This is a genomic window from Variovorax robiniae, assembly GCF_037889955.1.
Lineage (GTDB): Bacteria > Pseudomonadota > Gammaproteobacteria > Burkholderiales > Burkholderiaceae_C > Variovorax > Variovorax robiniae.
This window is the reverse complement of record NZ_JBBKZS010000035.1, coordinates 1-22,970: the sequence shown is the minus strand read 5'-3', so window position 1 is coordinate 22,970 and position 22,970 is coordinate 1. Positions and strand designations below refer to the sequence as shown.

Sequence of the window (22,970 nt, the reverse complement as noted above, 5' to 3'; positions counted from 1 at the left end):
TCCCTTTCAGCTCACCATCGTGGTCACAAATGCCGGCCATTCGATCGCGGCCCAACCGATCGAAGGCTCGGCGCCCGAGCCGGGACCCACGCCCCGCCCATCCACCACACGCAACAACAGCACGTCCGCTCCGGCCTTCATGCGCCGCACAGCGAGCTGCCAGAAGCGCGAGTCCTTCTTCGCGAGCGGGTGGGACACCGCTTGCACGGCCTCGGATTCGGCATCGGTCGGCACATCGTTCAGGATCAGGACGCCCTCCCCTCCGGCTTCCAGGTCGAGTGCCATGCCCTTGCCCGGCGCGTAGCCCGCCACGGGATACGGGACGGACATCGCTGTCGTGTACGGCTGCAACGCCCCGCCCGGATCCAGCGCCTTTTCGAGTTGCTGAGCGGCATCCGCAGCGCCCCCGTGCGCGGCGAACCACTGGTCCAGCGCATCGGTGAGCTTCGCCATTTCCTGCGCGAGCGAGGCGCCCGGCTCCAGTTGTGCCGAGCCGGGATAGGTCTTCGCGGCTTCGTCGACGACCTTGATTTGCTCGCGCAGCCGGCTTGCGAGTTCCTGGACGCGCAGCAAGTAGGCTTCATCGGCTTCGGCATTGAGACGCGCTAGCTGGTAGCTGCGCGCGTGATGCACGATGCAAAGCGCGAACGGACGGCAAACCTGAGCGAACCTCTTGAACGATTTGTGATTCGTATCGGCTTGCGTCAACTGCTGCGTATCCGCGCCCGCCGAAGGCCCGGCCGGATCGACGGCATAGCGCAGCGTGACATCGAACTGCGCCCGGCCCAGCGCGTCGTCATCCGCTCTCCGGATTTCATTCGGTTTGTCGCCACCTACAACGAGCCAGCGGCCGCCCCTAACTCGCATCACCACCGGCCCGGCATCCGCCGCAGGATCGCCGGGCATCTGGGCGACGAGCCTCGTCTCCGCCACTTCCTCGTCGACCACCGCCTTGCCGGACTTCGCGCGATGGACGACGTTGTAGACGACGTCCGGATCGGGCCACCATGCAATGTCGTCTTTGCCGCCGGTTTCCCATGTCCGCGCGGCCTCGGGCGTGAGGTCGTGGTGCGAAACGAGGCGATGGTTCACCTCCAGTGTCGACGGCTCGTCGCCCACTCGTGTGACCCGAAGCACGGGACGCAGCGGATCCGGCACTTCGTGCCGGTCGTTGGCGATCGGCTCACGCGGGAAGTCGTCCTGCACGGCCGTACTGATGTTCGACAGCACGATGCCACCGCGCGCAACAGCCAGAGCCGCCATGCGGTATTGCGGCGGCGGCGAGGTGAACGCGAGAACTTCGGCGCCCTTCCACAGTCCCGGATACTCCACCGCCAGGTCCGCGAGGCGGCGCTGCGAAAGGCGCCGCAGCGATTGACGCGAAGGCGCGGCATCCGGCTCTTCCCAATCGGGCCGCTGCGCGGGCTCGCCGGCGATTCGCTCCGGGTACAAGTTCCATTCGCCGATCGGGCTGAAGCGCTGGCGCAACCGCTCCGGCCACTGCGGCGTGCGATAGGTGCGCATCTGGCTCACGAGCATCGACGGCTTACCGAGGCGCGCGAACAGCGGACGGTTCGAGTGCGCCATCGACTCCTCGGCGTGCCGGCCGAGCACCAGCTCCCAGTGTCCTTCGACGATGCTGCTGCCAAGGATCACCGGCTGCTCCACTCGCTCGGTCCGGGGCACCACTGCCACCGCGTAACCGACGCCGTCGGCCGGGACAGCCTGCGCGGGCGCATCCAGCAATTGCTCCGTCTCTTCTAGCGGATGCACGCCTGCACCGGCGAGTACATGGGCGTAGCGCGAAATGGGCCGCACCGCGTAGGCCTTGGCGTGCGCGAGCTTGTCGTCGCCGGGGATGCTCACCGTCACGCAGCCGGATGAATCCGGTGCGACCTCGCAGGGGCTGACCCGCGAAGGCGCCGCGAGGGCAAGCGCGATCGCAGCCTTCGAGGCCTGCGGCGAGCGCGCGTGGTCGAGCATGCGCCGCATCCACTCCAGGTACTGGGGCACCACCGTCTTCCAGTCCGCTTCCTCCTGCGGGAACCGCATGTCCGGTGCAACGGCCTTCAAGTGATGTCTCAGAGACTCAGTCGCCTCCAGTTTCGCGCCAGCCTCCTTCGCCCACAGGTCGGCGGGCTGCGCGTCGAAGAAGCCGAAAGGATCGACGGCGTACTCGGAGACGGCCTCACCGGGCCTTGCGATCTCCTGTAGCTGCTCATCGCCCTGGGGACGCTCCATGACGCACTGCATCGTCTCGACCGGTCGTGGCGTGTCCACGTCGACACCTTGCGCCGCGGGCACCTCAACGGTCGCCACGTAGGAAAGGATCGCGTCCGCGCGGCCTTTACGATCGTTCCGGCGCCGCATGATGATCGTCATCTCGCGAGTCTGGAAGCCAACATCGTCCCCGCGGCGCTCGTACTCGGCTGGCAGGACGACTGGAAGGCTGCACTTGCCCGCTTTGTCGATCCTGGCCGTCGCGGCTTGTCCAGCGATGGCCACGTCCACGACGTCCTCGACGTCCAGTCGAACTTCGAGCACCAATTGACGCACCCGGGCACCGCGGGGAGTGACCGGCAGGAAGTTTTCCGCCGTCCTAGGCGGAATCACCAGCTTCATGTACTGGAACGCCTGCATCGGCGCCGGCCGCAGCGACAGCTGCACCATCGACAGAGCGCGGTCGTCGATGAGCACGTCGTACGCCTCGGTCCCTCGTTCCGCGAGGCCGTCGAACGGCCTCGGGACGCGATTGGCGCCGGGCCGCAACAAGACCTCCGCGAAGGGTTGTCCCGCGACTTGCCACTTGTCACCGGAAGACGCGACCCAGCGAACGACGACGGCGGCGAAGACGGCGTTGCACTTGTCCGCGAGCGTCGACGCGCGTTCAAAACGTCCGGACGTGACGTCGTACAGCTTCAGCGTGGCCGCAAGGCCGAGTCCTTGCAACACGCCCCACCCGTACGGATCCGTCGAGGATGCTGTCGCCGCGAGATACTGCCCGAACTCGCGTGCATCGATGGTGGGTGGCGCCTGAACCGTCACCGCGTGCTGGCGATACAGAAGCGGGAAACCTGCCTTGTCCGTGCCTCGCTCGCCCCACGCGAGCTCCGCGATGGTTTCTTCGATGATGCCGTGCATCGGTGAACCGAATTGCAGGGGGATCGTGACGGAGGCCGTCGTCTTATTTCCGATCCGGGCTTCGACGATTAGGCTCAACCCGTCGAGCGCGTGCGGATCGTTCTGCCACCGTCGAAGGGCGTCGGGATGGATTTCGGGCCTGCACAAGCACAGGAGCATGTACCGCAGACGGGCGGCGACGAAGCGCTCGCCCTGCGCGGCAATGGTGAATCCGTCCCTCGCCGAACCCGACCAGGGTTCCTCTCCCGAGGACAGCGGCCTGGCCGTGATCGCCGTCCGGTCGATCTCACTCCCGATCGTCTTTTGCGCGGGTGAGTTAACGGCCACGGCCAACTTCGCGATAATCGTATCGGGCAGTCCTCCCAACAGCAGCTCGTCCACATACGAGTCCACGGCGTGCGGGAGCAATCGCCACCGCGGCTGGCGCTGCGCGAAGAGGGGCAGCGATTCGCTCGCCGAATACCAGCCCTTGCGGATCGGCACGGCCTGGTTCTTCGGAGCATCATCTTTCGGCCGCTCTGTGCGCCACGTCTCGCTCGGATAGCTTGCGTGCCAGCCGAGCCAGTCGGCATTCGTCGCGGGCGTGAGGCTGGCGGACCCATCGGATACGAGCTTGACGTGCGCGACCCGCCGCGCTCGCATCCAGGCCCTCGCGTCCTGCCCGAGATCGCCCGGCGTGCTGTCGATCGGCGCAAGGTCGTCGAGATCAAGCGCATGCACGTCGTAGCCGGCAAAAGACGTTTTGTGCAGCGGATGCAGGACGTTGGCAGGCAGCACGGGTACGGCATCGAACTCCAGGACGGTCAGCGTCCGCCTAGATGGATCGCGCAGCATGATGAGGGCTTCGTTCGCGTGCGCCTTGCTCCACTGCCCGAGAGTGGCCTCTGATTGGGGCGCCATCACATGAAGGAAACCGGTCTGCACCCGCACCTGCCCTTGCGGCAGTGGGGGCAGGCGCAGTTCGACGGGCCACTCGAAGGCCTGGGGCTGGACCACTGCCGTTGCTGGCCCCTTCGCGCCTTTGCGCAATGCAAGCGACACAGGTATCTCGACGGGGGTCGATGCGAGCCGGTACTCGGCGTCCTTGGCGCCTTTGCGGTAGAACGCGATCTCGGTTCGCAGCCAGAACCGGCAAGCGAGGCGATCGTCGCCCGCAGCCCAGAGCTGTTTCAACAGATCCGCATAGAAGGCTTCCACGCCTTCGACTTTCCCGCCGCCCAGCAGTGTCCAAAGGGGCAGGCGAGTGCGCGTATCGAGATCGCCTTCGACGTATTGCACGATGTGATCGGCGAATTTGGTCTTAGGTCCCGGCTCCAAGACGTCCACGAGCCGATCCGTTCCGAACGCCGTGCGCGAAAGGTGACCGGGCTGCGACAGCGCACGCTCGATCGCCAGAGCGACGGTGCGCTCTCCCCCGAAACCCCGCAACCGGTCGGTCAGGCCGTCCGACCCGAAGGAACCGGCGGGCAAGACAGTCTCGTGCTCGACGTAGATGCGGTATTCGCGCTTCACGTCGAACTTCTCGCCCCCAATGTCGAGGTCCCTCTTGTCGCCGGCCCAGGCGGCGTCCTTCAGGCCGATGAACACCTGCAGGTTCTGCGGCACGTCCGCCCTGCCTTGCCAGGCCGGCAATTCCTTTACGTCCTGCACGATCCGCAATTCCGCCTGAGCGGAGCGCACTGCGGGCCGGGGCTTGTCGACGGTAAGCGCAAAGCTGCGCGGCAGGCCCTTGGTCCCCGCGATATCGATGGGCGTGATGGAGTAGGTGATCGTCACGTCGGCATCCAGGCCGAGCTTCATCCATGCGCCTGCGGCCTGCACGGCTTCCTGCTCGTTGCGAGGCGGCAGCAGGGCGTGGCGCCAGTCCTCGCCCAGGTCCGCAAGGTCGTCGGTGAACTGCCAGTCCGGCTTGAGGAGCTTGACCACGTTCTTCTCGTCGACGCCGCCCATGGTGGAAGCAGGCTTCACGCGCATGACGTGCGGCGTGAACTCGCGCGTCTCGACCGTGCGGACGATCTCGTACTGGAGGAGGAAGTGGTCCGGATCAATTCCCTTCGATTCAGGCCCGGCGCTGACGGCCATCGGGGGATCATCCATCCACGGCAACGACAGGTCCCACGCCAGCCGGGGGCCGGTGGGGCCGACTTCGCCACGGGGCGCGCCGAAGACGGGATCCTGCGTCACGAACCAGGTGTCGGCGGGGTTGAGGATACTGACTCCACCCAATTCGCCCAGCGAATCGGCCTTTTCGACCTGGAGAGCCTTCGCCAAGGCCTGGAGGGTCTTGGCGGATCCTCGAAGCACGAGCCCGAGGTCGAGCACATGGGCGCTGGTGTCGGGACGCTTGCCATGCATGGCGAAGCTCACGAACTGATCCAGGAACATCGTCATGATCGTGCTGCGGCCTTGATACGCCCGCTCGTCAGCCGGGCGATTCGCGGCAGACACCGTCTGGTCCTTCTGCATCGCATCCCGTTGGAGGTTGCGTTCCTGCTCACTGCCCGCAGGCCGTTGGTGCTTCGACTCCGAGATGCGCAGCTTCCCGGGCTCCTGCCAACCCCAGGAGACGATCTGGACCCCGCCTTGCCCATCCTCGAGACCATCCACGTTGGTGAGGAAGCACTGGTCGGCCAGGTCGCCCAGGGTGACGGGGCTGCTACCGCTCTCCATCGGCACCGGCGCCTCCCAGTTGGCGGGGATCCAGTTGGCGCCGAGTACGAGGGGCCACTCCTTGCCCTCGGCGTCGACGATGCGGATGGTCGCGAGCAGGGCCGGGTCGATGCCGCTCACATAGAGTGTGTGGGCCGGCCGGTCCGGTCCGGCGAAGCGGCGCGGCGCGCAGTAGAACCCGCCCTTGTCTCGATCGTCCGCCTCCCTGGGTACCAACAAGGCACAGGCTTCTTCCGCACTGGAGTGCAGCACCATCCAGAAATCGGTGGCGTGAATCACGCGTCCCGCTTCCGGCGGATAGAAGATCGAAAGATTGCCCGCCTCGTCGACCTGAGGCTCCGTCGCCTGACCATCGGGTGGAACCTGAGCCACCTTCTCCGTCCGCTGTGCCGCGTCATCCGCCCGTTGATCCGCGTCCTTCGCGCCGACCTTCGGCGTCTCCGCCGGCTCCTCCGCCGTGATCGACATCGCCATGAATCGTTGCACGCGGGCTCGTGCGCTCTCCAGAGCGCCATCGTTGAAGCTGAAGCCAATGAACACGCCAAGCGAGCAGCCGAAGGCGCTCACCGATATGCGCGCGTGCGCGCGTGCGCCCACGCCGTCGGTGGCGATCGCCATCTCGATCGCGGCGCTGAAGTGCACGGAGAAGGAGAAACCGATGCGGATGGTGAAGCTGGTAAAGCGCAGGTTCACCTTCATCCACGCCCGCACGCTGAAGGCGAGCGTCGCATCCAGCGAGACGAGGCCGTAGACGAGCGAGCCCTGGAAGCGCCAGCTCAGGTAGGCGATCAGCCGCGCGATGAAGCGCGCCTGCATGGACGCTTCGGCCGCCACGCCGATGTCGCTTCCCACGCTGCCGCCGAACCGCAGCCATGCGTCGGCCTCAATGTTGTAGCCCCAGAGGAGCCCATCCTCCGCGGCGCGGAAGATCATGCCGCCGCGCAGCGACACCTTCATGTTGTTGGTGTCCACCAGCCGCACGGAGAGCTGGTCGGGCCAGCCCATCTCGTAGTGGAAGAGCCCCGGGCGGATGTAGAGCGTGGACGACCAGTCCACCGACTCCACCGCGCGGCGCAGGATCTGACCTGACTGCAGCCCCGGGAACCGCTCGCCGATGAAACCCTTGGAGTCCGCGATCATGCGAGCCAGCAGCTCGGAACGCGGCGCTGAGATGTAGAGGTAGCCGCGCAGGCCCGGCCGCTCGCGGAAGTTGTTCTTGTTGGCGCGGAAGTCCGCGTAGTTCACGCCCAAGTAGCCCCGCATCGAAGCGAGCAGCGTGAGGTCGGAGCGCAGCGCGACGATGACGTCGAAGAAGAAGGGGTTGGAGGCCGTCTCCTCGGTCTCCTGGTTGTACGTCTGTTCCGCCGGATAGGCCTGGATGGCTGCGCGCAGTGCGAGCGTGAAGCGGTTGGCTTCCGGGTTCGTATCGGGGCTCCACGCCGCGTAGCGAGCGAGGTCGCCCTGTCGCTTCGACACATCGTCCAGGATCCGGATGAGGTGCGCGGGACTCGTCGCGGTGTCCGCGTCGCGGATGCCTGCGAGCGTGTAACGGAAGCCGAAGCCGAAGCCCGCCTCCCGCATATAGAAGGTCCAGAACCCGGTCGGAATCTGCACCGCCAACTTGTCCTTCTGCAGATAGATGAAGAAGGCCTTGAAGCGCTCGCCGTCCGTCTTCCTCTCCACCTCCAAGAAGCCCAGGCTCGCCTGCATGGAGCCCCAGCCGGGAATGTCCACTGCGCCTTCACCGAGAAATCCGTATGTGTTGTAGCCGGGCGGCGCGAACTGCTTGCCCTCGACCGTGCGGGTCGACGGATCCACGGCCAGCACGGAGCCGCGGATCTTCACGGAGCCCGACAGCTGAAGGTCGAGCCCGAGGCCCTCGCAGCTGATGCGCGGAAGTGCCTCGCCGTCGGCGGGCGGCGCGATCCACAAGCCGTGGAAATCGATGCTGGGCTGCATCACGTCGCCGATCTCGGCGAACTTGATCTGGCCCGACAGGTTGATGGCCGGCTTGCCGTCGAAACGTGGCGACGCCGGATGGAAACCGAAGCCACGCAGCTCGAACGTGAAGAGATTGAAGAGGTTGAAGGACTTCTTCGGGTTGAGCGCCTTCTGGAAGGAGATGTGCTTGGCCAGCACCCGCGCATCGCCCGTCAGCGGCGCCCGCTCCAGGTTGATCTCTATGTCCTTGAGGAAGCCCAGCAGCCCGCCTTCGAATTCGCCGTCCTTGGGCGTGAACCGCAGTGATCCGGTGACGAGGAAGTAGAAGTGGTAGGCGCCACCATCTTTCTGTATGCCGACATCCAGGTCACTCACGGTCAGCGTAAAGCGTGTCGAATGGCAGACGATCGGCTCGCCTTTCTTGTCGATCTCGACCTTGCCCGACTGCAGCTCAATGCCGTCGCTGCCCTGTGCGAAGGCCAGCGCCAGCGTGCAGTCGGCCTCGCCGACGAGAGCGGGAGGCAGCGACCCGCGGCCCGCGACCGCAGCCTCAACCAGGCGGCTGGCCCGCATCACGAGCTTGCCGGACGTGAACTGAAACGGCACGTCGAGGCCGTTCAGGCGTACGGCCTTGTCGTCCACTTCCGCGGTGATGTCGACGCCGCGCCGGCCGACGCGAAACTCGGTGACGTTGAAGACGACGCCTTCGCCGTCCTTGGAGAGCCCGCCGAAGCGCAGCTGCATCCGGGCCGCTTGCGCGTTGAGTTCGAAGCCGGACTCGCCGCCTGAGAACGAGAGCCTGAACATCTCGACTTCGGTGTTCTTCTTTCGCGTCTCTTCGTCGATCTGCTCCACCACCCACGTGAGGCCCAGCGCGTCTTCTTCGATCCGTTTCGACTTGAGGGCCAGGCCCGAGGGGCCTGTAAACGACGCGCGCAGTGTCCTGAGAGACAGCTTCACGCCGAGGTCTACCGTGCTCGAGATGCCCGCAGCCTTGACATTCAGTTTGAGCTTGCTGTCGACCTCGAACTTCTCCGGATCGAACTTGCCGCCATCGAAGCTTTCCACCGAGACGACCTGCCCGACGCCCTTCTTCAGTTTCTCGAGGAAGCCGTCTTCGGTGCTGGTGTCGGTGTCGCCCGTCTCGCCCATGCCCAGGAGGGGCAGGATGCGCTTGACCGCAAAGGCGACATCGACGTCAATCGCGCTGCCCAGGTCGTCCAGCTTCGGCGGGCCGTCGGCCACAATGACGCCATCGGTGGCCGTCTTGCCGGCAACGTTCAGCCTCTTGAGGAAGACGGGTTCACCCCGGCACACGCCCGCGATCACGGCGATGAGCTTGGTCTTGGCGTCTTTGTGCGTGGCCTTCACTTCGATTAGCCGCGTCGCCGGCCGGTCACCTGTCTTGGGATCAGCATCCGGTGCGTGGCTCACGGTTTCCTCGGACTCAATCCATAGGTCCGTTCCGAGAGAGGCGAGCGGCGCGCTCCCGGTGGCGTTCTCATCACCGGGCCAGGCGGCAACAACGTAGGCGCCGGGGTTGGCACCAAGGTCGACGAGGAGGCCCAGCTGCCATCCGCCGTGAAGCTTCAGGTGCAAGCCCGCTTCGTCGAGCTCCTTGTCCTGCGCCAACGCCTTCTTCAGCACGAGAATCTGCAGGATCTCGAAGGGGTCCAGCGACAAGGTCACCTGCACCTCGACGTCCGACTTCTCCGGCCCGTCGGGAATGAGATCTCTCAGGGTCTCCAGGAAAGATTTAATGGCCTCTCCCAAGGCATCGAGCATGGACCCGATCACGCGGCCCGCTTCCTCGGCCGCATTGACGATTGCCTCTCCCACGACGAACGCCTGGCGCGCCGCCGCCGCGGCAAACTTCCCAAGGATCTCGAAGAGCTTGCGGACCACCGAAGCATCGAGGTTGCCGAACTTCGCAGCCAGGGTGGCGATGCTTCGCGCTCCGCGCGCGAGCGCTTGGGCCCCGCCTTGCAGCAGCTGCAGTTCCGTCGGCTCGAGTAGCTTGAGCGAGATCAGTCGTGCGCCCGATGGCGTCAGCTCGACTTCTCCTTCGAAAGCCAACGCTGCGGCGGGATCGTCGGCCAGCCAGATGCGCAGCTTCTTGAACTTCACCTTCGCCACGAGCGCACTGTCGGTCGTGGTTGCAATGCCCTCAAGCCGCGTGCGCAAGTCTTCGACCTGCCACTGGAACGCGCCCAAGCGGCCTTGCTTCGAGGCCACCGACGGAAGGTCGACTCCGGCCTGGATCGTCCCTTCCTGGATGAATTGGCCGTTCACCACCGCGAGCCGCACCCCGGTGATGGATGCCTGCGCCGCCGGCGTGCCCTCGAATGTCACTTCGAAGGTAGCCAGCTGGGTACGCAGCGCGGGCAAGTCGTCCCACCGGATAGGGCCCTGTGCGGGTTTGACCAGCGCGCATTGCAGCCGGCCACCCGAAAGATCGATGACGAGTTGTTGGCCCGGCCCGTCGGTGCATTTGACCTTGGCGACAACGCCGGTGCCCGACATCGCGCCCAGCCTTTCCAGAAGGCGCGAGATGCCTTGGCCATCGGGCAGGAGGTCGCGCAATGGTTTGGTGAAATCGAGCGTTGGGAACTCGATCTCGGGGAAGGAGAAGTTCAGGTCGTCGCTGCCAAAGCGTAGCTTTGGAATGTCGTTTGTCCGCAATGCGACCGTGACCGCACTCGTAGCCATGAGAGAGACGGTTGAGTCGACACTGCCCGTGATACGAACGGTGAACTCGGCGACGAGCGCGTTGGCCGGAGGGGCTTCTTCCGCCAGCCATTGGGACATGAATATCTTGGCCTCGCCTTCGGCTTCGATGGATGCGCCGAAGAACTTGTCATCGCCCCTCCAATGAACGTGCACCGATTCGAGGCGGCGCAGCGCATCCAGGAGCTGCGCCTGGGCCCGCTGACGAAGGGCCGCGGCTTGTGCGTTGAGATAGGCCTTGGCCTTTACCGGTGAAAGTTCCGGCGGCTGCTGCCCGGTGTCGATAGCCCACTCGGGAATCCTCACGCCAGCCGGCAATACGCAGCGCAGATGCGCGTTCGATTGGGAGGCCTGCACCGTTGCGGCGCTTGGCTCGAAGAAGCCGTCGGCTAGCGTGCCTTCGAGAGCAACGGTTGCGTGGGGCGCACCGAGCCCCGGAATCGTCAAGGACTGACTCAAGGGACTCTCCTTTTTTTGCTTTTCAATCCGCGTAGCGGTCCGCCAAGCTAGCAGACTGCGCGCTTGGCGACCTACTCAGATTTGATGAGGAAAATCCGCGATCACTCGTGCAAGAATCCCTGTTTACCTGAAGGGAGGGCACCATATCTCTTCGCATCTGGATCGCCAGCTTCATCCCATCCTCCATCCCCAACGCACCGAGCCCGTGCCGCATCACCTCGGCAAGACGATGGTCCCCGATCCGACAGCAGATCATGCAAGGCGGCATTCCGGCCGCAGCTTGAGCCACATCGGCGCATTGCGGCTACATTGAAGCGCTCACCCTAAAAAGGTCCCCATGCCCAAGCTCGATTACTCGCTCCCGGTGACGGCCCTTGCGCAGACCAAGTCGATGAGCTGCTGGGCAGCAGCGGCCGCGATGCTGTTTGGATGGAAAACCGGGCTGCCGTACACGGAGCGGATGGCGGCCTCGGCGGCGGGGAAGAATTTCGAGATCGCTTTCGACAACGACCAGGGCCTCCTGGCGCCGGAAGTCGTCGAATTCGCGCAGACGCTTCATCTCGGCGTCGAAGGGCCCCAGAACGTCAGTGCTACGGGTTGGGACTCACTCCTGCGGCAGTACGGTCCGCTTTGGGCGGGCACCGCAATTTTTGGCACGAACCATGTCTATCGCCATGTGCGTATCGTCCGTGGCGTCACCGGCGACGGAACGGGCACCGGGACACGGCTAAAGGTGCTCGACCCGGACGGCGGCCGGGACTATGAAGTCACTGTTGAGCAGTTCGCGAAAGAGCTCGAGCAGATCGCGAAGCAGGACATCGCGCAGAACACGCCATTGCTGTTGCCACAGGTGCTCCATTTCTAATCGGCGATCGCCACGGCCGCTCTTCCCTTGTACCTTGCGACTTGCCGTTCTGAGGTAACTGTATCTTTTATGATTGACACGATTGCCTTCAGAAAGCCCAAGCGCCACAACTACTTGCCGTCCGCGTCCTGACGTCGACCGACGCTCCGCGTAACGTGTTGAAGTCGCAGGGAAAATCCTCGGCCACCGTGTCAATCTGCGCAAAAGATTCGGCTACCCAAAACAAGCGCCAGTGGCTGAAATCGACCCAGCATGGATGCGGTCTGCGAGACAGTTCAGGCGTTAACACACACAAATTTCCGCGGCACATTCAGCTTCGCGGTGCAGCGATACGCGAAGGTTCTGATCAGGCAAGGACCGGCTCCGCGAGAGGCCGCGCGCGAGTAGCGACAGTGAGACTCGAAAACCGCACCGCCACAAAGCACGAAAACCGAGATCGCCCCAACCAACGCGCCGTCAGCGAGTGCCGGCCGTATCCGGAGCCGCCGCGGCGCGCGCCCGAGGTTCGGGCTGTCTTTCAGCGGATTCAATGCGCGGCGTCACATAGTTTAGTTCGTCCTCTGAGCCGGAACTCGCTAGGCTGAGCCCGAGCCTTCCTGCTACCGCCGCAGGCTCGTAACGCTGCTGTGGTCCGTTGGAGATGAGCACGCGATTTGCAAAGTTAATCTGGACGTGCAAATAGAGTCGGCTGCCATCCGGTGAGTAACGCAGCCCTTCGATCCGAGGCAGCCTATTCAAGGAATCGGGCTTGACTGTCGGGGAAGCGAGCAATTGACTCATCACTCGTGGTGAAAATGTGAGCACCGTGCCGATATCAATTAGCCGGGCGTAGATTTGGCGAGTGTTCCCATCGCCATCGCGTAGTGGAGCCACCAGCGTGGAGCCGTCTGGTGACAGTGCAGCGCCGGCCGCGACAACGTTGTTCGGCAGAGCAATTGGACGCGCGGTCCCGTCGGCTAAAACCTCGACCAAGCTGGGCACCGACGATCTCAAGCAGCGCAGCATGGCGCGCCGGATGGCCAGCCCGGCAATTGTGTCGCATGGCCATTGCAGCACAGTATCGACGCGCCGCCCGTTCTGAAACAGTGAGAAGCGCTTCGCCGAGAGTGCGGCCCACTGGCCACGCGACCCTACCGCGACGTCGGTCAGCGATTCGTTGTCGGCTAGCTCGATTAAGCGCGTACGCGGTGCTATGCCATTCGCTAGCGTCACCTCGTAGAGCCGTGCGCCGCGGCGATCTCCAATGAGCAGCACCTGGTGGTCGCGCGTGCGGAGCGTGTCGAGCGGGCTGGGGAGCCCGAGCGGCCATATGGTGCTTTGCGACAACGATCCAGTTCTACGGTCGACCGTCGCAATGCACAGCCGGCCGTCGGCCGTGACAGCGGCTAATTTCAGCACGTCGCCTTCTTCAACGAGATCGAAGTCGCTTGCGCGCGGACAGTCGAGGCGAGCCTCCGAACGGTCGCCCCTCGTCCCCTGTAGCACGATGTAACGTTCGCCGTTCGCGAAGAACACGCTGCGCGCAGAGAAGGACCCGTCGCCGGTGAGCACGCGGCGGCTCGCGTCAAGCTGCAGGTAAGCTTCGTCTTGTAGTACCTCGATATCGACACGGCTCGACGCCGAGAACCGGGTCAGCATCCCATCCTGGCTAACCGTCAGGAACGACAGCTCCCCGCCAATTGCTCTGCGCAGGGGCAGTACGAAGGGCGTCGCGCCGGCGGATACCAAGCCATCACGACCCGGTGGCCCGCTCACCATCGCATAACTCACGGTGTCGCCGAATCCGCTGGCCAGCAGTACGTCGTTGCCCGCAAGTGCGCCGCTCGAATCGGGCTGTCCGACGTTGATGCTGCGCAACAGTGCGCCGGATGCCGTCTCGTAGCTGTTCCAACGCCCTTGGTTTCGCACTAGGAGATGCTTGCCGTCTGGCGTGAAAAAGCGGTTGCGGAAGTCGATTCCGTCGCGCGGATCGGCTTCGATTTCAACGATCTTACGCGCGTCAATGCGGGAGCCGTCCTGCTGCAGGTGCACCAGAAAGAGGTTTGCAGACCGGCCGTCCGACCACAGTGCGGCAAAGCGGCATGTCGGATCGAGCACACCCTGCGCATGCTGCGCTTGGTGGCCGGTTCCTTGCCAAAGCGGCGCGCTGTCCCACGTGACCGGCTCCCGGCCGTCAACGTAATGAATCACGAAGCGGGCGCTGGTATCGGACAGCATCAGGCACGCTCCATCAGGTGTCGCACTGATACGGTTGACATGACCAATGAGGTTAGTTGGCTTCTCGTCAACCTCGATGCCGGTCGCGGTAATACGCACCGCCGAAAGCGTTGGTCCACGGGAATAGTGCAAGCGGCCGTCGGCGAGTCGCATAACGCTCTCGTAGCCAGTTCCCGTAGTGATTTCTCGCTCGACGGGGACACTGGCTGGCGCGTCCAGCCAGAAAACAACGAGCCGATCGCCGTTACTGCCCGCGTCGAACAACCGAGTCGGATCTCGTGGTGCGATACTGACAGCAGCCGGCCGTGGTTCGGAGATCAAGGTAAACACCGCGTCGTGCGCCGGCACGCGGAGTTCAAGCACCTTGCGAGGCTCCGCGCCAGTCCAGTCGAAGACATGTACGACCTCGGGTTGCGTGGCCACTTCGATTGCAATGTAGTTGCCGTTCGGATCGGCCCAGGCGCGCGTGATCGCGTCCATTCGTGTGGGCAGCCGCGCGCGCCGAGTCGGCACAAAGCCGGGCTCGGGAAGCATCTGTCCGACCAGTTCAGCAAGTTCCGACCTGTGCCCGTTGAGCGCTCGGGCAAGAAAGGCCGCGCCGGCGTCGTCGCGGCCAGTCTGCAGGTACACCATTGCCTGGCGAGCGTCGGCGCGGCTCAGTTCGCGCTCCACCCGTTGCCGTTGCTCGACGGCAGTACGGCGCTGTACTTCGGCGGCGATGCCGAACGCGACCGCGGCGATCAGAAGCACCGCCAGCAGCGCCAACGCTGCGCCCACAACGCGTCGGCGTCGCGCCTCTATCCGTGTGCCATCGAACGCATCGCCTAGCCGGCGGATTGCGGCTTGCGAGGGTGCCTGTAATCCTTTGGCCTCTCGATGGCGCAGCAGGTCCCGGTGGTTGGACAGCCACTCATGAAATGTCCCGGGCTCTGCCGGCCCGGTTAGCGCGCACTCGACTACGCCGCCCGGGTCGATGACGATCGGGTTTCGGCCGCGCGCAGCGAACGCTTCGACTTCGGCACGCACCCAGCGCGAACGGTACAGTGCAGCGGCGCCGGCGACCACCACAAGCTTTTGCGAGTTGCGGACTCTGAAGCGTGTCAGCAGTCCGAGGTCATCGCCGATATGATAGTCGCGCCGGTCGAGGTGTACTCTATAGCGGTAGGGCTCCGCCGCAAGCGCGTCTGCGAGCGACTCTGGATAGAGGGTACCGTCGCTGTGGGCGTAGGAGATGAAGAAATCGTGGCCGAAAAGCGCGAAGACAATCGAGGGTACTATTGGAATCCTTCGGTTGGTACGCGTACGACCGATGCTCACAGGGTGCTCTCCGGGATCTGGCCTCTGCGACTTATACACGATGCTCAGATTCGATGAATCGAGCGATGGCCGGTCGCGTCAAGGTGGTGTTGACCACCGGAAGACAATGTAGCGCGCCATCCGATACATGTCCCCTGAATATTCCGATTGCCGAGCCTCCAATAGCCGGCCTTGCGCGCCGGCGACGAGCAAATCTTGATGTTGATGAGCTTTGCATTGCCCAATAGCCGGCTTGATGGGGCACCGCCGACGCCCCACGGTCAGATGGATTGAGAGGAAAGGGACAGAGCAACCACAGCGTACGACTTTTTGGTCGACAATGTGTAGTAATTCTTGTGTTGATTGGTCGAGTTGATCAGTTGATCCTGTGTCATCGATGTCATCGCTGATCGGAATGCAATGGATGGGCGCCCCCGCTCGTAACGGCATCAACGTGCAAAAGTGGAAGTGTCACCAACCACTCGAACCTTGAGGTGGCGTTCACCTGACGATTACGACTGTTGGTATCGACTTGACAGAGAACGTTTTCCAGGTGCACTGAACCGCACCGGCTTTCGAGGAGGCCTATTGGCTTGAGTCAGACCGTGATGGCCTGACTTCTCTTTTGGCTGCTGACTCTCATTATTCCAGCCCCCCGCAGGGGCCGCCGGAGGCGTTCCCGGTTGGGCCATGTACTCATGGTTCAACCCTCCTGCAGCATTGCCGACTGGGCCGGCTTGGTTGTGGTCACAGCATGAGCCTGCAGGCGCCAGTAGTTGGCTTCAGCTTCGGCCGCTTGGATGTAGCCGATGGGCTCAAGCAAGCGGTGGTGGTTGAACCAAGAGGCCCACTCGAGGGTGGCGAGTTCGACCGCCTCGGGCGCCTTCCAGGGCCCGCGACGGTGGATGATCTCCGCCTTGTACAGCCCGTTGATGGTCTCGGCCAGTGCGTTGTCATAGCTGTCGCCGGTGCTACCCACCGAGGGCTCAATGCCGGCTTCGGCCAGCCGCTCGCTGTAGCGGATCGACACGTACTGCCCCTATCGCTGTGATGCACCAGCGCCCCTTCGCGCTCGCCCCGACGCGCATATAGGGCCTGCTCCAGCGCGTCGAGCACGAAGTCGGTCTGCATCGAACTGCTGACCCGCCAGCCGACGATGCGCCGCGCGAAGACATCGATGACGAAGGCTACGTACACGAAGCCCTGCCAGGTCGACGTACGTGAAATCCGCCACCCACAGTTGATTCGGCCTGTCGGCCTTGAAGCGCCGTTTTACTCGGTCCAGCGGGCATGCCGCCTTTGCGTCCGGTACTGTCGTGCGCACCTTGTTGCCACGACGTGCACCGCACAGCCCGCATTGCCGCATGAGCCGCTCGACAGTGCATCGCGCCACGGCCGTGCCTTCGCGGCGCAGTTGCCGCCAGACCTTGTCGGCACCATAGACCCGTAGGTTCTGGTCGTACACGCGTTGCACCTGCACCAGCAAGCTCGCATCACGCTGGGCTCGCGCGGACAGCAGCGCCGGGTTGCGCTGGCGCGCGGCGTGGCGCCGGTATGCCGACGGGGCGATCTGCAGCGCACGGCAGATCGGCTCGACCCCGCAACGAGCGCGATGCTCGTCAATGAAGGCGTTCATTTCTTGAGTTGGCGGTCGAACTCCGCCTGGGCGAAATACGCGCTGGCCAACTTCAGGATCTCATTGGTCTTGCGCAGTTCGCGAACCTCGCGCTCGAGCTCCTTGATGCGCTGCTGTTCGACAGTGGTCGGGCCTGGCCGTACTCCGCTATCACGCTCACCCTGGCGCACCCATTTGCGCAGCGTCTCGGCCGTGCAGCCGATCTTGCCGGCGATCGATTCGATCGCCGCCCACTGCGACGGGTACTGGTCCTTGGCATCAAACACCATGCGCACCGCGCGCTCCATGACCGCGGGGGAAAACTTCGGGGACTTTCTCATATTGGCTCCATTCTCAATCGAAGGAGCCTCCTCAAATCCGGGGCGGTTCACACTGCGTCGACGAGCGCGGCAAGGTTGTGCTGAAGGGGCCGTTGCGGCGGGACCAAGTTGCTGCGTTCTTCATCAACCTGCTGCCGGGCTTGATCGGCATCGAGGCTTGCGGCAGTGCGCATCACTGGGCGCGCAAGCTTCAAAGCATGAAAGCATGGGCCACACCGTGCGACTGATGGCGCCGGAGTTCGTCAAACCATTTGTCAAGACCAACAAGAACGATGCTTTCAAGTGCCCGCGCTTCAATTCCGTACTGGTAAGGCAGCGGCTACATCGCGATGCGCGTTCGCATCTCCGAGAGCAGCGAGTGCGCGGCTATTTGGTCGGGTGTAAGCGCGTTTGGCACGCCGGCTTCCTTCCGGGAGCCGAAACGTCGACGCTCCGTTGTTGTCACGCTGCCAGCCGTGAGGACAGCACTCTTCCGACTCCCACACCGAGCGCATTCAGGCTGGTGGTCGATGCGAGCTCGCGCAATTGATCCAGTTCCTGCGCTGAATACATGGCCTCAAATGCCGACCGCTGTTTCCGCAGTTGGTCGAGCCCAGCTTCGACCTTTGCGCGATAGTCGCGGCCCTTCTCCACATACTCTTGTGGCTGGCGGGGCGTTCGAAAACGGTCATCGATCAGTCCCAGCGACGCGGCGATGTCACGGCTGATCCCGCCGAATCCTCCGAGGATCAGTAGCGGTCGTCGCGCAGTCAATGTCAGCAGCGCCTCTTCAACCAGACCTGGCACTTCGCCGCTGAAGCCGGCGACGCGCCCGCCAACCAGAATTCGCGCATCGCAGTCGCGAGCCATCTGCTCGCGCATGTCGGTCAGTGCCGCAGCGTTGCGGGGCGGCTGGAGTGCGTCGATCTCATGCCAAAGCGTCGTGACCTGCAGTTCGTCCTCGTCGCGAACGACTGCGGGCCGCGACTCTCCAACGCGGTAGGTGAGGAGAGAACCCTCCTCGCCTTCCGCGGCGGCGAATCTTCCCACCACCCGACCCGCGTGCGTGGTCCATACTTCGCCGTAGGGAGCCAGCGTTCGCAGGTGATGCGCCAGGGCACCCTTCTCTTTTTCTGGTGCCTGCAGCACTCGCGCTGCGGGCTGGAAGTTGACGAAGGGACGAGCAGCCTGCTGGCGCCCCACGCGCCGGTACGCCACGCCGAGCTGGCCGTAGATGACATGCGTGAAGTTGTGTGCCGCTTCGATCCGACCGCCATACGCGACCCGGGCCCCCGCCACGATCAGAGGAGTCAGCAGCGCACGGAGCACGGCGTCCGTGATGTCTTGGTGACTTTCGTCCTCGGGGTCGTCGAAGACCGCAAGCCCGAGCCGTTCGAGGTCTTGTCTTGAGGTGTCGGAGACCGAGATCGCGACCAGCCGGCCATCCATGGATCGCGGCTTTCCGCCACCTGAGACCACACCTCCCAATTGGGTTGGTGTCACTAATACGAGTCCGGGCCGCGCTCGCCGCAGCAGCTGCGTTTCTTCGCTGCTCAGAGGAGGGTCTGGATACAGCAGCATCGCGATTTCGCCGTCCTCCCGGGCCGCGGGAAGCACTGCCAGGTCGGCCAACTCCGGTGGGCGCACTGCGATGTGCGCCGAGGGAATTTCCTTTTGATGCTCAATCGCTTTGTCGCGCCACAACTCGACCCGCAATGCTTCGGACAGCAAGGCCAAAAGCACGCTCTCGATATCGGCCTCTGACAGGTCATCGGGATCTGAGACAGGCAGCCGGATGGATGGCACATTGGCGAGATAAGGATAAGTGCGTTCGATCCGATCGCGCGACATGTCGACTACCACCACCGGCCGACCATGCTCCTTGGCGGTCAGGATTTCCCAGCGACACCAGGGCCGCGTGTGATAGGCGTCGGTGACGATGGCCAGGAGGCTGCCGCTCTTGATGGCGCGAACAAAGCGCTCTTCGTAGTCGTCGCTCGCCAACAGACTGATCGCATCGTAGAAGTAGCGCACGCCCAAGTTGTCCTTGGCGTCATTGAGTCGTGTGACGAAACTTTCGGCGGCGGCTTTGGCATCTCGCTTGGCATGTGAGAGAAAGATGCCGTGACCCGAGACCGTATCGTCGTTACTGCGCTTGCGCTGGGCCAGGATGATGTTGAGCAGTCGAACCCGAAATTGCGTGCGCGCTCGCTGATCGCCGGGCGCGGCGTCCCGGCCCAAGTTCAACATGTTGAGCGTGCAGACCCAGTCGGGAATGGCGCCGGCGAGTTGGACTGGCACGATCGAATCGATCGCGCCGCGCCGCGCCATGGATTCGCGCAACCGCTTCATCCATGTCGACCAACCCGGTACGGCGATCAGGTTGTCGTCCACCAGCACGATGACGACGTTTTGAGCCGCGTGAGCCAGGTCGATCGGAAGTGGCATTCCGTCCGCATCGGCGCTGTCCCACGGCTTCCAGCGCCACTGGACGGGGACGCCGACGCGTACCTCTTCTCTCTGCATGCCGACAGCAGAGAACGCGAGGGTCAGAAAGCGGGCCCACTCGAGGCCTTGCCTGAAGCCGGGATCGAAGACGACATACAGGCGAAGAGGGTCCATGGAACTCAGTGTGCGAACGTGCACATGCGTTGTCAAGAAAAGCACGAACACTATGTCCGCAGAGCACGCGCTCTAGCCGCCCTATTCCTTGCAACCCCTGCGCATGCGGGTGTCGGGCAAAAGAGCATTCCATTCTCCAGCGGTCAGGTCCCTCATCGCGATGTCGCATGCTTCGCGAACCCACTGGTCGCGATCGAGGGACACTTGGAAAACATCGCCTCCGGCATCCCAGACGGCGAGGCTGCGGTCGTCGGAAGAGACGGCAAGTCCCATGATCGCGAGGGCACTCGCCCGAAAGCTGGCGATCGGCAGCAACGTAGCGGCATCCCACATGTGGAGTCGGCCATCGTGGTCGCCAGCCACGATGGTCGACGTAGCCGCGGAAACGGCAAGAGCACTCACGGCACCCTCCAACCGGCGACTGTGCAAGCGACGAAAGCTTTTGCCGTCGACCAATCCGACGTCGATACCGGCACTTGAGCCAGCGCCTGAGGCCAACAGCTCACCGGCGGGTGCCCTTGCCAACTGGCCTGCCGTGATCGGCAACGGGACGCTTGTCGTAGGCGCGGCCTCGCCTTGGAACCGGACGCGTTCGATGGCATTCTCCGTAGCGACGTCGGCGGTCAATCCATCGTGCGCTGCGAGGATGTAGCGGGCGGGCGCGTTCAATCTGCGTGTCTGGGGCGGCTCACCGTCCGGGCGTCCGACCGTGTATCTCATAAGGTTCAGCGCATCGGCCACGAAAACGGCTTGGCCGGCATCGTCGACGCCGATGGCGTCCGGCACCGGACCTGAGCCTCGCAGCACACGCGGTGTCCCGGTGAGGGGGAACGGAGACGCCAACACGGCACCGGCGCGCGTCACCCAGGCAAGGCTCCGCCCATCCTTGCTGAAGACGGCCTGTGCTACCACATCGGACGCCACCGGCCTGAATCCCTGGGCATCGGCAACCGAGTCTGGAGGAGCCACTGAGCCGGGACCGGCTGCCTGCGCGGACAAGGCCATTAAGTCCTGCACTTTGCGCCATCCATCGCCTGAGTTGACTTGGATGCTCGCGCCGTCCACGCTGGTCGCGAGACTCGCGACGCCGGCTGGCCTGGCGAAGGTCAGCGCCGCGATCTGGCCACCCGGCACTCCCAACGGAGCGATCAGCCGCGACCGCCGTGTCAAGTCCCAGATGGCGACGGAACCGTCTGCCGCGCCACTGGCAGCAAGGCGGCCGTCTGGAGACATCGCGACCGAATAAACGAGCCGCGCGTGGGCACCGACCACGGTCAGCGCTTCGCCCGGGCTGGTCGCAGGCGTGAGTGCTACGTCGCCTGAGCCGAGGCCCAGCAAGGCGAGATCGCGCCGTGTAGTGGGCCCGAACTCGCGCCGGGGCCCGACGACAGCTGCCGTCAGTCCGCCATCCGCAAGCCGGCGTTCAACCGGCGTCGCCGTGCTTGCGGCGAAGACCGAAAGCAGGCCGCCGTCGTCAATCACGCGCAGGTCGCCGGTACGCGAGAACTGCAAGGCCATTGGATTGCCCGTCCGGGCGGTCGTGTGGGTGCCGATGACTTGGCCGTCTCTCAGCCTCAACACCTCGACTATGCCGTCACTGCTAGCCGCAGCGACGGCATCCGCTTTTGCATTGAACGAAACGGACCGGATACGCTGACCCGTGAACTTGTGCTGCCACGCGATCGATCGGTCTACCCGCGCGACTAGGGCGAGCCGGTGCTGGTGGTCGCCGACCGCGACCCAGCGACGCTCCGGATCGATCTGCAGGCTCAGGATTGGCTGTCCCCTCGCTGCATCGCTGATTTGATCTCGGTCACGCGCGATGATGGCCAAAACCTCTTCGAAACGTTCGTTGCTGCCGACTACGAACAGCCTTCCACTTTCCGTCCCGGCCCAGACGTCGCCGTTCACCGGATCGATCTCCAAGGCCGTAATCCCGCCGACAGCCGTGTCGCTCATCTCGGTGCTTGCGCGTGTCTTCAGATCTATGCGCGTGATCTTGCCGCTGGCCTGCCCTGCATACACCGCCGACCCGGCGACGTCGAAGGCTAGACTGAGAACCTCCGATGGTGCAAGCCGAAGCACATGCCGCAGATGCGGCTGCGCGTCGAGTTGTTCCGCAATGGCGCCATACGCCTCCGGCGTCGTCGAAAAGCGGGTGGCCTGCAGCGCCAGCAGGAGACGCGTGTCCGGACTGGCGGCCTGTCGCGCCTCCGATGCGAGATAGCGAGAAAGTGCCAGCTGCCGCTCCCGGTCGATCCAAAACGCAAGTATCGTGACCGTCAGCGTGACGAGGACGGCAGCACCCGCAAGCCATCGCCAGCGCGCAGTCTGCGTCCGGGCCGAAGCGCTCAGGAAGGCATTAACGGCGCCGCCCACCACAAGATCGGGTTGCTCGACGCGCAGCCGTTCGGCCTCGGCGAGCTGGCGCCCACGATAGAGAATGCTGGGGTTATTTCGCGCTTCGGCGTCCCATCTTTCCGCATCCCTTCGCACCATGTACGGCGTGAGCCTGGAGGGCCCTTTGGTCGACGACGCCATCGTCCGACCCAACAAGGCAGCCCGCAGCTTGTTGATGGCATCGGTATCCACGGCACCGTTTCGAAGGTCCGCCCAATTTATCTCGGAGAACACGCTGCCAGAGCCCAACTTCTCCATGTCCTGCGGACGGATGCCCGGCAAGGCGACCGGAATCAGCCTGAACTTGGGGTCTTTCCGATACCGATCAAGCGCGCGTTCAGCTTCCCAGAAGTGGGTGCTGCCCCATCCGTTCGCGCCGAGAAAGATGGCACATCCGGTTGAGGTCGCCAGCGCTCTGTCGATCCATGGAAGGAACGCTTCGCCGGTCGGAATGGCATAGACATCCAGAAAGTGCGGAATGCCGAATTCAAGCTCTAGCCCCTCGGCCACTTGGCGGACGAAGGGCTTGTCGAAAGAGTTGTGGCACAGGAACACATCTACCTGCGTCGATGCGATCGCTGAGTCTCGGCGCGCGTCAAGGTAGTTGTCGCCTCGATCATGCAGCCAGGGGCTGTATGTTCGATGCCCTCGACTGTTTCTGAACGATGCAGTCCCGTTCGGGGTTGAGGGTCACAGC

At 64.0% G+C, this 22,970-nt stretch carries 5 protein-coding genes, 2 pseudogenes and 1 other annotated feature; of the genes and pseudogenes, 2 read left to right on the top strand and 5 right to left on the bottom strand.

Annotation, left to right across the window (positions count from 1 at the left end; all coding sequences use genetic code 11):
- Positions 1-6: 6 nt before the first annotated feature.
- Positions 7-10,938, bottom strand: coding sequence for a hypothetical protein (locus tag WKW79_RS34545; RefSeq protein WP_340339756.1), 10,932 nt, complete (start codon positions 10,936-10,938; stop codon positions 7-9).
- A 337-nt stretch (positions 10,939-11,275) separates the two neighbouring features.
- On the opposite strand from WKW79_RS34545, the gene WKW79_RS34540 reads away from it, so the two are divergent.
- Positions 11,276-11,803, top strand: coding sequence for a papain-like cysteine protease family protein (locus WKW79_RS34540; RefSeq protein ID WP_340339755.1), 528 nt, complete (start codon positions 11,276-11,278; stop codon positions 11,801-11,803).
- Positions 11,804-12,259: 456 nt separating this feature from the next.
- Here WKW79_RS34540 and WKW79_RS34535 read toward each other — a convergent pair whose 3' ends face one another.
- Both WKW79_RS34535 and WKW79_RS34530 read right to left on the bottom strand, forming a co-directional pair.
- Entirely contained in the window at positions 12,260-15,337 is a 3,078-nt protein-coding gene (locus tag WKW79_RS34535; RefSeq protein ID WP_340339754.1) for a toll/interleukin-1 receptor domain-containing protein, read from the bottom strand.
- A gap of 682 nt (positions 15,338-16,019) precedes the next feature.
- Positions 16,020-17,272: pseudogene (locus WKW79_RS34530) on the bottom strand (IS3 family transposase).
- Positions 16,878-16,994: a sequence feature (AL1L pseudoknot), on the bottom strand. Its footprint overlaps the pseudogene before it by 117 nt.
- 35 nt (positions 17,273-17,307) lie before the next feature.
- Between WKW79_RS34530 and WKW79_RS34525 the strand changes: the two are divergent.
- A pseudogene (locus tag WKW79_RS34525) lies at positions 17,308-17,549 on the top strand (IS110 family transposase); the annotation flags it as partial.
- 164 nt (positions 17,550-17,713) lie between these two features.
- Here WKW79_RS34525 and WKW79_RS34520 read toward each other — a convergent pair.
- Positions 17,714-19,873 carry a TIR domain-containing protein gene (locus WKW79_RS34520; RefSeq protein ID WP_340339753.1) on the bottom strand — a complete coding sequence of 720 codons (2,160 nt, stop codon included), beginning with the start codon at positions 19,871-19,873 and terminating at the stop codon, positions 17,714-17,716.
- Between the two features lie 81 nt (positions 19,874-19,954).
- On the bottom strand, positions 19,955-22,828 hold the full coding sequence (locus tag WKW79_RS34515; RefSeq protein ID WP_340339752.1) for a toll/interleukin-1 receptor domain-containing protein: 2,874 nt from the start codon (positions 22,826-22,828) through the stop codon (positions 19,955-19,957).
- Positions 22,829-22,970: the final 142 nt, after the last annotated feature.

Excerpts from the sequence above, each read along its gene's own strand:
- WKW79_RS34520 (WP_340339753.1), bottom strand. The coding sequence starts at position 19,873 with ATGGACCCTCTTCGCCTGTATGTCGTCTTCGATCCCGGCTTCAGGCAA.
- WKW79_RS34540 (WP_340339755.1), top strand. The coding sequence starts at position 11,276 with ATGCCCAAGCTCGATTACTCGCTCCCGGTGACGGCCCTTGCGCAGACC.